This window comes from Isoptericola chiayiensis (assembly GCF_013149805.1).
In the GTDB taxonomy this organism is placed as follows: Bacteria; Actinomycetota; Actinomycetes; order Actinomycetales; family Cellulomonadaceae; genus Isoptericola; species Isoptericola chiayiensis.
The window spans coordinates 254563-266970 of the sequence record NZ_JABEZT010000003.1 but is presented as its reverse complement, the minus strand read 5'-3'; the positions used below and the strand labels follow the sequence as shown (position 1 = coordinate 266970).

Genomic DNA, 12408 nt, shown 5'->3' with positions numbered 1-12408 from the left:
GACCGGTCGAGTCGAGTTTTTTCGACATTCCGGGACCACCGTCCCGAAATGTCGGCACGCATGCGCTCCCCTTCTTGTCCCGCCCGGTCCTGCCTTTCTTCCGCCCTGCCGAAGAGAAATGGACCACCCTTGTCGAACATGCCCGCGATCAGTGTCGTCATTCCCACCTACAACCGCAGCCGCCTCCTGCACCACACCCTCGACGCGCTGCGCCGCCAGACCCTGCCGGCCGACACGTTCGAAGTCGTCGTGGTCGACGACGGCGGCAGCGACGACAGCGAGGCCGTCGTCCGGTCCTTCGCCGACGACCTCGACATCACCTACTTCTGGCAGCCCGACGCCGGCTTCCGCGCCGGCAAGGCCCGCAACATCGGCACCGCCATCGCCTCCGGCCGGTACGTCGTCTACGTGGACACCGGCGTCCTGCTGGCCACCACCACCCTGGCCACGCACCTGCGCATCCACACCGGGTCGGCCTACCCCACCGCCGTCGTCGGCTACGTCTACGGGTTCGAGGTGGACCCGTCCAAGGACGCCGTCATGGCGAGCCTCGACCCCGCCGACGTCGACGCCGCCATCGCCGACCTGCACGCCCACGGTGCGCTCGACGTCCGCGAGCGCCAGTACGCCGACCTGGGCGAGAACATCACGAGCTGGCCCGCGCCGTTCGACATCTTCTGGACGTGCCACGCCTCGGCCGAGCGGGAGGCGCTGTTCGCGGCCGGCCTGTTCGACGAGTCCTTCACGGGGTGGGGCGGCGAGGACGTGGACCTGGGGGTGCGGCTGTTCCGGCAGGACAACGTGTTCGTCATGGACCGTGCGGCCCGGTCCCTGCACTGGCCCCACGCCAAGGAGGTCGAGGACCTGCAGGAGTCGTCGGCGACGGCGGCCGAGCGCATCCACCGCAAGTACGACCTGTGGACCACGAGCTTCTACGGCAAGGACCTGCAGAACGAGAAGTACTCGTTGAACAAGGTCATCCAGCTCTCCGCGTCGCGGCGCGAGGCCGAGGGGGCCGTCTGATGCCGGTCGTCTACGAGAACCTCTATCCCACCCGGCCCGACTGGCCGTTGACGGGCGGGGTTGCGGAGGCGCTGCGGGCGCACGGCGTGGCGGTCGGCGAGGGCACCGTGTTCTGCGACGTGCCCCGGGTGGCGTTCACGCGCGCCGTCGACGCCGAGCTCGGCCCGCTGCCTCTCCGGGCGGAGGACTTCCGCGGCGCGATCCGGGTCGGGTCGGGGTGCTACGTCGAGTCGGGCGTGGCGCCCGCCTTCCACAGCCAGCCGGTCAAGCTCACGTCGGTGCAGGTCAACGACGGCGCACCCGGCCGGATCCGCATCGGGGACCGGGTCTCGCTGCAGGGCGTGGCGGTCGTGGCCTACGACCTGGTCGAGGTGGGCGACGACGTGATGTTCGGCCCGCTGGTGACGATCATGGACTCCAGCGGTCACCCGCTGCGGGGCCGCGGCGCGGCCGGGGAGGCGGCCCGCACGACGGCGGCACCCGTGCGCGTCGGGGACAGCGCCTGGATCGGGACGGGCGCGACGATCCTCAAGGGTGTGGACATCGGGGACGGTGCCGTGCTCGGGGCGCAGAGCGTCGCCTACGAGTCGGTGCCGGCCGGGGCGGTCGCCGTCGGCAACCCCGCCCGCGTCATCAAGCAGCTGTGATCACGGCGCTGCGCGGCCCGGCCGGCCGGTCCCTGCTGCGGATCGCCGTCCCGGTGACGCTGCAGACGGTGGTGTTCTCCTCCAAGAGCATCGTCGACGCCATGATGCTCGGCACGCAGACCGAGATCGACGTCGCCGCGATCGGCATCGCGTCCAAGGCGACGTTCGTCGTCTCGATCTTCCTCATCGGGTTCACGATCGGCGGCGCCCAGATCGGCGCCCAGCTGTGGGGTAGCGAGCGCCCCGACCGGGCCGTGCGGCTGCGCCAGACGGTGTGGCTGACCTGGGCGACCTCCACGGCCTGTGCGCTGGCGGCGTTCGTCACCTTCGCCGTCGTCCCGGAGGCCGTGGTCGGCCTCGGCACGGACTCGGCCGCCGTCGTCGAACGGGGCGCCGCGTTCCTGCGGATCGTCAGCCCCACGTTCCTGCTGTTCTGCTACACCTCGGCGGTGGCCGCCGGGCTGCGGGTGATGCTGCAGCCGACGGTCAGCACGGTCTACGCCGTCGTCGGGGTGGTGCTGAACGTGGCGCTCAACGCGGTGCTGATCTTCGGGCTGCTCGGTGCGCCCCGGCTGGGAGTCGTCGGTGCGGCGTACGGCACGCTGGTCAGCGCCGTCGTCGAGACCGGGCTGCTCGCCGTGCACCTGCTCGCCACCCGGCACGTGCTCGCCCGGTTCCCGCGCGCCGAGCTGGGTCTCGTCACGCGCGCGCAGACCGTGGCGCTGCTGCGCCTGTCCGTCCCGGCGGCGTGCAACAGCACGATCTGGGCCCTGGGATCCTTCGCGTTCTACGCCGTGATCGGCAGCACGGGCGTCTCGGCCGCCGCCGCCCTGGCGATCCTGTCCCCCGTGGAGTCGCTGGCGCTGGCCTTCACCATCGGGCTCGCGAACGCGGCCGCCGTGGTGGTCGGCTCCACGATCGGGTCCGGGCGTGTCGAGGACGCCTACCGGCAGGCGTGGGCGCTGGTCCGGCTCGGGCTCCTGGTCGGGGTGGCCACCTGCGTGGTCACCTGGGCCGCGCAGGACGCGGTGCTGGGGACGTTCGGGGCGATCACGCCCGAGACCCGAGCGCTCACCGAGACCCTGTTCGCCGTGCTCGTCGTCTCGTTCGTGCTCAAGAGCGTCAGCATGGTCATGGTGCTGGGCGTGCTGCGGGCCGGTGGGGAGGTGCGGTTCTGCCTGCTGCTCGACGTGGGGGCCCAGTGGGTGCTGCTGCTGCCCGGGGCGCTGCTGCTGCGCGACGTCGTCGGTGCCGGACCGGTGGTGGTGTTCGCGCTCGTGCTGGTGGAGGAGGCCGTGCGGATCGGTGTGGCCGCGTGGCGCATCCGGTCGCGGCGGTGGCTCAACGACCTGACGTGACCGGATGCTTGCCTACCTCGGCGGAAGTTTGCCTACCTCGCGAGTAGTTTGCCTACCTCGCGGGATGTTGGCCTACCTCGCGAAAAAGTCGCCTACCTCGCGGAGGGGTGGTCGATCTCGGCGAGCAGGGCGTCGCGGCGGGCGGCCGGCAGGAACGACGACCGGATCGAGTTCGCCGCGAGCCGGGCCCGCTGGTCCGCGGTCATCCCGAGCGAACGCTCCAGGGCCGCCAGGTTGTCGTCAAGATAGCCGCCGAAGTACGCCGGGTCGTCGGAGTTCACGGTGACGTTGAGCCCGCGGTCCAGCATGGCGAGCACCGGGTGGTCCTCGATCCGGTCGACGGCGCGCAGCGCGACGTTCGACAGCGGGCAGACGGTCAGCGGCACCTGCTCGGCGACCAGCCGCTCGACCACGGCGTCGTCGTCCAGGGAGCGGATGCCGTGGTCGACGCGCTGCACGCCCAGCAGGTCCAGGGCGTCCGTGACGTACGACGCCGGTCCCTCCTCCCCCGCGTGGGCGATCAGCCGCAGACCCTCGGCCCGGGCACGGGCGTACAGGCGCGTGAAGTCCGACGGCGGATGGCCCACCTCGGCGGAGTCCAGCCCGATCCCCGCGATCGGGGCACCCGCCGCGACCAGCCGGTCCAGCACCTCGAGCGCCTCGTCCTCGGGGCGGTCCCGCAGGAACGCCGCGAACAGCAGGGTCGAGACGCCGTGCTCGGCCTCGCTGGTCGCCAGCACCGGCGTGACGCCCTCCAGCACCACCTCGAGGGGCACGCCACGCACCAGGTGCGCCTGCGGGTCCACCATGAGCTCCGCGTGCCGCACCCCGCCGGCCGCGGCCCGCGTCAGGTAGGCGCGGGTCATGTCGGCGAAGTCCTCGGGAGTGCGCAGCACCGCCATGTTCGCGTAGTACAGGTCCAGGAACGACTGCAGGTCCGTGAACGAGTACGCGCGGCGCAGGGCGTCCACGTCGTCGTACGGCAGGGTCACGGCGTTGCGCTCCGCGAGCGCCATCACCAGCTCAGGTTCGAGGGTGCCCTCGACGTGCAGGTGCAGCTCGGCGAACGGCAGCGGGGTGTCGGTCGGGTTCACGGGGTCAGCCTGTCACGGCTCGGGCGGTGAGCTCCCGGGCCGCGGTCCCCGGAACCAGAAGACCGCGGCGATCACGAGTCCCGCGGCGAGGAACACGAACCACGTGACGTTCGCCCACGGCGAGTCCGTCCCGGCCAGCGTGTACAGCGCACCACCGGCCAGGTTGCCGGTGATCCCGCCGACCGCCTGCGCGAGCCCCATCGCCCCGAAGTAGGACGCCACGGCCCGCCCGTCGGCCAGCTCGGAGACCACGGCGTTCATCACCGGCTGCGAGAGCATCTGACCCAGCGTGAAGGTCAGGACGCCGGCGACGAGCCCGGCGACGGAGTCCCACAACCCCATCACCGCCACCCCGGTCCCGAGGGACACCGACCCGAGGGCGAGGATCCGCGGGGCCGGGAGGTGGCGCGACATGAAGCCGGTCAGCGGCAGCATCGTGACCACCATGAACACCGCGGCCGCGGTGTAGACGACACCGACGCCGATCGCTCCCGGCAGCACGTCCGCCGCCCGCACCGGCACCACCAGGTAGAGCTGGGTCACCAGCATCCACAGGGCCGCGACGACCACGAGGTAGCGCCGGAACGACCGGTCCCGCAGCGCCTCGCCGAACCGTGCCCGCTTGGTGTCCGTGGCCAGCAGCACCCGGGGCAGACCGATCACGGTGAGGAAGAACGCCACGAGGAACAGCCCGGCCGAGCCGAACGCCACCCACTGGAAGTCCAGCCCGGCGAGCAGGCCACCGATCATCGGGCCGAGGACGAACCCCACGTTGGAGAACAGCTCCCGCGTCGAGTAGACGCGCACCGAGTCGCGCCCGACGGCGAGCGCCGAGTACGCAGCGTACGACGCCGGGTGGAACAGTGCCCCGCCGAGCCCGGCGAGCACCGACCCGAGCACGAGCAGCGGAAGGCTCGAGACCGCACCCAGCACGGCGAAGCCGGACGCGCGGATCAGCACGCCCCCGGCGATCGCCCGCCGGTAGCCGATGCGGTCGGCGACCCAACCGGAGATCGGCATCACGCCGTTCTGCGCCGCGGACCGCACCGCCGTCAGCACCCCGACCACCGCGACCGTCAGGCCGATGTTCTGCAGGTAGTGGTAGGCGAGCAGCGGCACCAGCATGTAGAAGCCGACCGCCATCGTCAGCGTGTCGCCGTACAGCACCCACAGCGCGGTTCTCGAGGACCGTGGCTCCCCGCCCGTCACGAGCCCGCGTCCGCAGGGCCGGCCGACGGCGGCCAGGCCCGGACCGCGAGATACAGCGGCACGGAGAGTGCCACGAACGGCGCCAGGGTGGGCAGCACCACGCAGGTGGCCAGCACCGCCGCGCCGAGCAGCAGCAGCGCGAGCGTGCCCACCGGGCGCCCGGCGGCGAACGTCGCGGCGGCACGCAGCCAGTCACGGACCGTCCCGTCACGTTGCCGCGCAGCGGCCACCGGGACCAGCAGCAGGACGAGCCCGACGACGGCCGCCACCGGCACCGTGGCCCCGCCGAGGACGACGGCGAAACCGGCCGACGCCGTGCCGAGCTGGGCCAGCAGGAACAGGACGTCGACGACGAGCAGCCACACGACGATCCCCGCGAGGATCCCCGCCCGCCACGTCCGGCGCCACGTCGCCCGCAGCTCGCGCAGCAGGGAGGTCACCACCGCGTCGTCCCCGTCGTCGTGCCACTGCGAGAAGGCCCGGCCGAGAGCGACCAGCGCGGGCAGCAGCGTCACCCCGGGCAGTGCCACCAGGGACGCCACCAGGCCACCCAGCACGAGGTTGGCGGGCACCATCAGGGCGCGCAGGGTGCGGGTCTCCCAGCGCTCGCGGTGCTCCGGCCGGGCCGCCACGCTCACTCCGTCGTGCCGGCCCCGGCACCGGCCGTCGCGGCGACGTCGATGCGGGCCGCGAACCCGGGCCCGCTCGTCCCGGCGCCCGCCGGCGTGCCGAGCTCGAGATCCAGCGTCACCGTCTCGCGGACGCCGTCGTGGTCGACGTGGACCGTGACCGTGTCACCCGAGTCCTCGACGGACACCTCCGCGCGTGCCTCGTCGTGCCAGGCTCGCGGCTCCAGCACGGTCAGGAACCGGCCACGGGTGGTCGGCGCCGTCGAGCGGCGCAGGGTGTGCAGCGTCTTCTCGATCGCCAGGCTCGGGGTCGACGACGTCGGGTTGGCGTGCACCGGCGTCGGCACCGTCTCGACGTCGTCCGCGTCGTCCAGCGCCGTGACGCGCAGACGTCCCGTCCCGGCCTCGGCGACCCAGTGACCGTCGCCCTCGGCGCGGGCCGGGTGTTCGGTCTGCAGCAGGAACGTCCAGGTCCGCGACGTGGCGGCACGCAGGTCGTCCAGGACCACGAGCGCACCGCTCGGGGTCAGCACCAGGTGGCGGCGGGCACGCTCGACGCCGAGAGACGGGTCGTACATCGCCGCGGTCTCACTCACGGCGTGCACCCAGCCGTCCGCCAGCGTGGCGGTCAGGATGCTCGCCTGGTGCTCGTAGGGCAGGTTCTCGAAGACGTGGTACCGGTCCTCGTTGACGAACCCGTTGCCGTCGACGAGCACCGCGTTGTGGTGCGCGGTGCGCTTGCGCGAGGAGTACCCCTCGTCGAGCGCCAGGTAGGCGCCGTGCCCCAGCAGCGTGAAGGTGCCCGAGTCCGGGTGGTGGTGCCCGGCGTTCAGGGTGGTCCAGCCCTTCTCCGCCTTGATGCGGTGCGCCGTCTCCCACGCCTTGTGCCCGCCGCCCGGGGACGCCTTGAACGAGACCATGACGGCGTCGGCGTCCCAGGACGTGCGGCCGACGACGAGACCCAGGTCGCGGAACCACCGGCTCGTCGGCAGGTCGTACGGGTCCGCGCTGGGCGCCTCCGGGTCGAACCACAGCAGCTCCTGGTAGGCCTCGGCGCGCACCCCGGGCCGGACGCCGCTCTCGTAGGCCTCGCGCCAGAAGAAGTCGTCGGCCACCTTCTCGGCGAGCCACTGGCACTGCGGGATCCGGTACTCGGCGGCGAGCTTGTAGTACATCGCCACCGGGTGCCCGCTGCGTCGGTCGTGGCAGTCACCGTGGTCGATGATCCGCTCCAGGTCGGGCGCCGCCTGGTACAGCCGGTACCAGAACGTCTCGCGCAGGTAGTCGCTGCGCGCGAACCAGTCGATGCCCTCCTCGGCCTTGAGCAGGTCCAGGTAGGTGACGATCCACGGCACGCCGTACCGCCAGTAGACGACTCCTTCGTTGTTGGACCCGTCCTCGGGCAGCATGTCCAGGACGGTGTCGAAGTTCTCCTTGGCCCGCTCCGTCCAGAGCGCGGCCGGCTCGTGGTCGTCGCGCAGCGCGTACCCGGCGGTGGCGAGTCCCGCGTAGCAGATCCAGTTGTGGTTCTGCCAGTACGACGACGACCACCAGCCGCCCTCGGACTCCACCGCGAACTCGTACAACCGGGTGCCCTGCAGGATCAGCTTGTCGCGCAGGGCCTCGCGCTCGTCGTCCAGCAGTGCGTCTCCGGCCCAGGAGTAGGCCTGGCCGAGGCCGTGGAGGATCCAGCCGGCGTCCAGGTCGTGGTCCGGCATGTTGGCGCGGCCCCAGTGCGGGAACGACAGGGACGGCACGAGCCAGCGCCGCAGCTCGGTCAGGTAGTGCTCCTGGCCGGTCAGCCGGTACGCCAGCGCCAGGTTCGCGGCACCGGCCCCCAGGTAGGTGATGGACGCCAGGGGGTGCTCGTCGGGCAGCTCGAGGGAGGTCAGGCGCTCGCACTCGTCCACCAGGCGGCGCAGCTGCGGACGGCGCACGTCGTGCAGCTCGGCGCGCAGCGTCTCCTCACGGTCGGCGATCAGCAGCGGTCGGGTCATGGTGCTCCCTCGATGGTCTTCTCCCCGTCGGGAGTGGTCAGGTGGAAGGTGGCGCCGTCGGGCGCGAGGTCGATGCGGGCCGGCGCGGGATCCGGGCCCTGCTGGAACAAGGAGGCGAAGACCGCGCGGTCACCGGTCGCGGTCCAGTCGGCGACAGGCCGGACCGCGGCCGGGTCGTCCGACGGCCCCCGGCCGGGCACGACGGCGAGCGCGGCACCGGGAGAGGCGACGTGCGTGCCGTGCAGGCTAGCGCCGTCGTCGGCCGTCCAGGTGGTCCGGGCACCGTCCGGCACGTGCCGGACGGTCAGGTCGACGGCGGGCCGCAGCGCGAGGACGAGCTCGTGCGGCTCGTCGGCCTCCACCGTGACGACGTCCGTGAGGACACCGTCGGTCAGGCGCGTCGCCCGGCGCACCCGGACCCCGGGGTGCGGTTCGGCGCTCGTCACGACCAGCCCGACCTCGGGCGCCCAGCGCTCCACACGGCCGGTCGTCTCGTCCTGGTCCCGGCCGTCGACACGGAGGGTCGGGTGCGCGAGGGTGCGGGCGTAGTGACCACGCCGCAGCGCGCTCGCATAGGGCGGCACCCCGGGTGCGGGCTGCCACGGCGCGGTGCCGTACAGGTAGAGGGCCAGCTTGTCGTGGTGGCCGTGGGATCCCCCGTGCGGTCCGGCGTCCACGACGGCCTGCCACGTGTCGGCGTCGTCCCGCAGGACGGCGTAGCCCACCTGCGGGAAGTACACGCTGCCCCGTGTGGGCGCGGGGACCTGCACCGGCGGCCCGCAGAACCAGCCGTCGAGCAGCCGGTCGAGGCCGTCGTCCGCCCGGCCCAGCCGTGCCCTGGCCGCCGTCGCCACCGCCTCGAGCCCGGCCGGGGCCAGCAGACCACGGGCCATGGCGGCGATCTCGAGCACCTCGTGGTGCATGGGCACCCGGTCGTAGGGGCCGTCGTGGATCGCCGGGAGGGTACCGTCCGGAGCCGCCACCTCGGCGAGCACCCGTACCATCGCGGCGAGGCGTTCGACCGCAGGCCGAGGAAGGTCCGCAGGGACGGCGTCCCGGAACGTCAGCAGGTACGCGCGCAGTACGAACACGTGGTAGTAGGTGGACCCCTCCCACTCCCAGCCGTCGTCGCCGACGGCGATCTCGAGGTGGGCGAGCGCCCGGGTGTGCCACGTGGCGACCACCTCGTGCGGAGCGTCGAGGGCGCGCGAGACCAGTGCACCGGCGGCGCACAGCCACGCCGTGTAGTTGTTGCGCTCGTCCTGCCGCTCGTCGACCAGCACGCCGTAGGCCTGCTCGAAGGTGGCGAGAAGGCCTTCGAGGAGGTCGTCCACGCCCGCGACGTGCGCCTCGGGCCCGAGGACCAGCACGGCATCGGCGACCTGCACCGCCCACTGCGCCTCCGTGAGCGCCTGGGCGAACATCCTGCCGCGGAGCATCCAGGACTCGGCGGCGTCGTTCCAGCCCGGTCCGACGACGTCGCCGTAGACCTTCGCGATCTCGCCGAGCACGGCGACGGCGCGGCGCCGGTCGGCGGCGTCCCCGGTCCGGGCCAGGCGTCGCACCTCGCGGGCACAGCGCTGGTGGTCCAACGTGCGCAGTGCGGCGTCGTACTTCTCGCCGGCGACCACGCACCCCCGGGGGCACCCGTGGCCCCCGGGGGCGGAGCCGGACAGCTCGACGTGGTGCGTGGGGCAGACGTAGTCGTGCCACCAGCCGCCCGGCGCCGTGGGGACCGTCGTCATCGGAAGTTGAGCCCCCCGTTGATGTCGAGGACCTGGCCGGTCACGTAGCCGGCGGCGTCGGAGGCGAGGAACGTGGTCACCGCGGCGACGTCGTCCACGGTACCGGCACGTCCCAGCGGGATGCCCGCCACGATGTTGGCCTGCGCCTCGGGCGGCGTGAACGCGTCGTGGAACGGGGTGTCCCCGATGAACCCGGGAGCGAGCGCGTTGACGGTGACACCGTCACCGGCGAGCTCCTTGGCGAGGCCCCGGGTGAACCCGACGATGCCGGCCTTGGCCGCGGCATAGGCCACGGACCCCGGCCCGCCGCCGTTCTCCGCCGCGAGCGAGGCCATCGTGACCACGCGTCCGGCGCTGCTCGCCTTCAGGTGACCCACCGCGGCACGGGTGACGTAGAAGGTGCTGGAGACGTTGACGTTCCAGACCTTGGCCCAGTGCTCGTCGGTCATCTCCGCCACGGTGGCGCGGCCGACCAGGTGTCCGGCGTTGTTGACCAGGACGTCCAGGCCGCCGAGCTCGCCCGCGGCCGACTCGACGACGGTGCGCGCCGCTTCGGGGTCGGTCAGGTCGCCCTGGACGGCGATGCTGCGCCGCCCCATGCCGGTGATCTTGTCGACGACGTTGGCCGCGGCGTCACCGGAGTGCGCGTAGTGCACGGCGACGTCGGCGCCCGCCTCGGCGAGTCCGAGGGCGAGGGCGGCGCCGATCCCGTGGCCGCCGCCGGTGACGAGCGCCGTGCGCCCGCTGAGTACGTGCTGCATGGTTCCTCTTTCGTGGGTGGTCGGGCTCACTTGATGCCCGAGTTGGTGAATCCCTGGATGAAGTACTTCTGCGCCATGACGAACAGCAGCACCATCGGGACGGTGGCCAAGGTGGTGCCGGCCATCAGGTACTGCCAGGCGGTGGCCTCCACCTGCTGGAAGACCGCCAGGCCGACCTGGATCACCCGCAGGTCGTCCGAGGTCGTGACCAGCAGGGGCCACAGGAAGTTGTTCCAGCTCTCCTGGAAGGTCAGCAGGGCGACCGTCGCGACGGCCGGCTTCATGAGCGGGGTGTAGATCTGCGCGAAGATCCGGAACTCCCCGAGACCGTCCAGGCGCGCCGCTTCCTCGAGCTCCTTGGGCAGGGTCAGGTAGAACTGCCGGAACAGGAAGATCGACATGGCGCTCAGGCCGCCCGGGATGAGCAGGGCCCACCAGCTGTCCAGCCAGCCGCTGCCGCCCTGTCCCGTGATGTCGTTGCCGCCGAACAGGGGCATGAACTTCACGATGAGGAACTGCGGGACGATCTTCGTGTAGGTCGGGATCATGAGCATCGCGACCATGGACAGGAAGATGATCTCCCGCCCGCGGAAGCGGATCCGCGCCAGCGCGTACCCGGCCATGGAGCCGATGACCAGCGTGATGAGGGTGTGCCCGGTGGCGATGATGAGCGAGTTGCGGAAATACTTGTCGAACGGCGCGGCGTCGAGCGCCTCCGCGTAGTTGGACCAGTGCCACTCCTGGGGGAAGAAGGTCGGAGGGAACTGCGCCAGCTCGGCCGGGCTCTTCACCGAGGTGAAGAGCATCCAGACGAACGGGATCACCATCGTGACCGAACCGATGATCAGCAGCAGGTGCAGGATGAGCTTGTTGCGTCGCCGGACGGACGACTGGTTCGTCGTGCGGACGGTCCGGGTCGCCGACGGGCTCGTGGAGGTCCGGGGATTGAGGAGAGCCATCAGTGGTCCTCTCGGGTGGCACGTCGACCGACGAGCGTCATGAAGAGCAGGAAGATGAACAGGACGACCGACTGCGCTGAGGCCATCCCCATGCGGAACTCCTCGAAGGCGGACCGGTAGACCTCGTAGGTCATCATCGTGGTCGCGTTGGCGGGGCCGCCGTTGGTGAGCACGTAGATCTGGTCGAAGACCTGGAACGCGTTGATGATCGAGATGACCAGGACGAAGAACGTGGCGGGCTTCAGCATCGGGACGGTGATGGCGAAGAACTTGCGCACGGTGGACGCGCCGTCGACCGAGGCGGCCTCGTACAGGCTCCCGTCGATGTTCTGCAGCGCGGCGATGTAGATCAGCATCTTGATCCCGATGCCCTGCCACGCGCCGACGAGGATCACGGACCACAACGCCCAGTCGGGGTCGGCGAGCCAGGCCTGCCCGGGGATGCCGAAGAGGCCGAGGAAGGCGTTGAGGAGGCCCTGCTGCGGGTTGAAGATCCACAGCCACACCATGGCGATCGCGACGGTCGCGGTGACCTGGGGCAGGAAGAAGGCGGTGCGGTACCACTTCTGGAACCGCAGACCCTGGTTGAGGGCCACGGCGATGACGAGCGCGATGGCCATCGAGACCGGCACCGTCCAGAAGGTGTAGACGATGGTGTTCCAGGTGGCCTTGCGGAAGACCGGGTCCTGGACGATCTCCACGTAGTTCTGCAACCCGACCCACTGGGGCGGGGAGAACACGTTGTAGTTGGTGAACCCGAGCGCGAAGGTGGCGACCACCGGGATGGCGGTCCACAGGGCGAGGTGCAGCAGAGCCGGCGTGATCATCAGCCAACCCGTGCGTCGCAGCTTGCGCTCCGCCCGCGAGTACTTGTGGCGTCGGACCGGTGCGGGGTTGCGCGCGGCGAGTCCGGCCCCCGCTGGGGTCTCGGTGCTTGTCATGGTTCCCACTTCGATCGAGGGGCGTCGGGGCGGCGCTCGGCCGCC

At 71.6% G+C, this 12408-nt stretch carries 11 protein-coding genes; 3 read left to right on the top strand and 8 right to left on the bottom strand.

What is annotated here, in order from left to right:
- Positions 1–138: 138 nt before the first annotated feature.
- Genes HDG68_RS07500 through HDG68_RS07490 form a run of 3 tightly spaced genes read left to right on the top strand, consistent with a single transcriptional unit; the run spans position 139 to position 3028 of the window.
- Positions 139–1023: a glycosyltransferase gene (locus HDG68_RS07500; protein WP_172150758.1), complete on the top strand. Its 885-nt coding sequence runs from the start codon at positions 139–141 to the stop codon at positions 1021–1023.
- The gene (locus HDG68_RS17335; RefSeq protein WP_281359025.1) at positions 1023–1670 is read left to right on the top strand and encodes an acyltransferase; all 648 of its coding nucleotides are present in this window, start codon (positions 1023–1025) and stop codon (positions 1668–1670) included. The genes HDG68_RS07500 and HDG68_RS17335 overlap by 1 nt, the downstream gene beginning before the upstream one ends.
- Positions 1667–3028, top strand: coding sequence for an MATE family efflux transporter (locus tag HDG68_RS07490; RefSeq protein ID WP_172150756.1), 1362 nt, complete (start codon positions 1667–1669; stop codon positions 3026–3028). Before HDG68_RS17335 ends, HDG68_RS07490 begins: the two co-directional genes overlap by 4 nt.
- Positions 3029–3120: 92 nt before the next feature.
- On the opposite strand, the gene HDG68_RS07485 is transcribed toward HDG68_RS07490, so the two are convergent.
- Genes HDG68_RS07485 through HDG68_RS07450 form a run of 8 tightly spaced genes read right to left on the bottom strand, consistent with a single transcriptional unit; the run spans position 3121 to position 12363 of the window.
- Complete coding sequence (locus HDG68_RS07485; protein ID WP_172150754.1) at positions 3121–4122, bottom strand: adenosine deaminase; 1002 nt, start codon at positions 4120–4122, stop codon at positions 3121–3123.
- Positions 4123–4134: 12 nt separating this feature from the next.
- On the bottom strand, positions 4135–5331 hold the full coding sequence (locus HDG68_RS07480; protein ID WP_172150752.1) for an MFS transporter: 1197 nt from the start codon (positions 5329–5331) through the stop codon (positions 4135–4137).
- On the bottom strand, positions 5328–5963 hold the full coding sequence (locus tag HDG68_RS07475) for a hypothetical protein (RefSeq protein WP_172150750.1): 636 nt from the start codon (positions 5961–5963) through the stop codon (positions 5328–5330). The genes HDG68_RS07480 and HDG68_RS07475 overlap by 4 nt, the downstream gene beginning before the upstream one ends.
- 2 nt (positions 5964–5965) lie before the next feature.
- Positions 5966–7957 carry a DUF4962 domain-containing protein gene (locus HDG68_RS07470; RefSeq protein WP_172150748.1) on the bottom strand — a complete coding sequence of 664 codons (1992 nt, stop codon included), beginning with the start codon at positions 7955–7957 and terminating at the stop codon, positions 5966–5968.
- Positions 7954–9702, bottom strand: a complete 1749-nt coding sequence (locus HDG68_RS07465; protein ID WP_172150746.1) for a heparinase II/III domain-containing protein — start codon at positions 9700–9702, stop codon at positions 7954–7956. Before HDG68_RS07465 ends, HDG68_RS07470 begins: the two co-directional genes overlap by 4 nt.
- Positions 9699–10463 (bottom strand): SDR family NAD(P)-dependent oxidoreductase, encoded by a 765-nt coding sequence (locus HDG68_RS07460; RefSeq protein ID WP_172150744.1) that lies wholly within the window; start codon positions 10461–10463, stop codon positions 9699–9701. The genes HDG68_RS07465 and HDG68_RS07460 overlap by 4 nt, the downstream gene beginning before the upstream one ends.
- Before the next feature lie 26 nt (positions 10464–10489).
- Positions 10490–11422, bottom strand: coding sequence for a carbohydrate ABC transporter permease (locus HDG68_RS07455; protein WP_172150742.1), 933 nt, complete (start codon positions 11420–11422; stop codon positions 10490–10492).
- Positions 11422–12363 carry a carbohydrate ABC transporter permease gene (locus HDG68_RS07450; protein ID WP_172150740.1) on the bottom strand — a complete coding sequence of 314 codons (942 nt, stop codon included), beginning with the start codon at positions 12361–12363 and terminating at the stop codon, positions 11422–11424. Before HDG68_RS07450 ends, HDG68_RS07455 begins: the two co-directional genes overlap by 1 nt.
- Between the last annotated feature and the right edge of the window lie 45 nt (positions 12364–12408).

Excerpts from the sequence above, each read along its gene's own strand:
- HDG68_RS07470 (WP_172150748.1), bottom strand. The coding sequence starts at position 7,957 with ATGACCCGACCGCTGCTGATCGCCGACCGTGAGGAGACGCTGCGCGCC.
- HDG68_RS07465 (WP_172150746.1), bottom strand. The coding sequence starts at position 9,702 with ATGACGACGGTCCCCACGGCGCCGGGCGGCTGGTGGCACGACTACGTC.
- HDG68_RS07460 (WP_172150744.1), bottom strand. The coding sequence starts at position 10,463 with ATGCAGCACGTACTCAGCGGGCGCACGGCGCTCGTCACCGGCGGCGGC.
- HDG68_RS17335 (WP_281359025.1), top strand. The coding sequence starts at position 1,023 with ATGCCGGTCGTCTACGAGAACCTCTATCCCACCCGGCCCGACTGGCCG.
- HDG68_RS07450 (WP_172150740.1), bottom strand. The coding sequence starts at position 12,363 with ATGACAAGCACCGAGACCCCAGCGGGGGCCGGACTCGCCGCGCGCAAC.
- HDG68_RS07500 (WP_172150758.1), top strand. The coding sequence starts at position 139 with ATGCCCGCGATCAGTGTCGTCATTCCCACCTACAACCGCAGCCGCCTC.
- HDG68_RS07455 (WP_172150742.1), bottom strand. The coding sequence starts at position 11,422 with ATGGCTCTCCTCAATCCCCGGACCTCCACGAGCCCGTCGGCGACCCGG.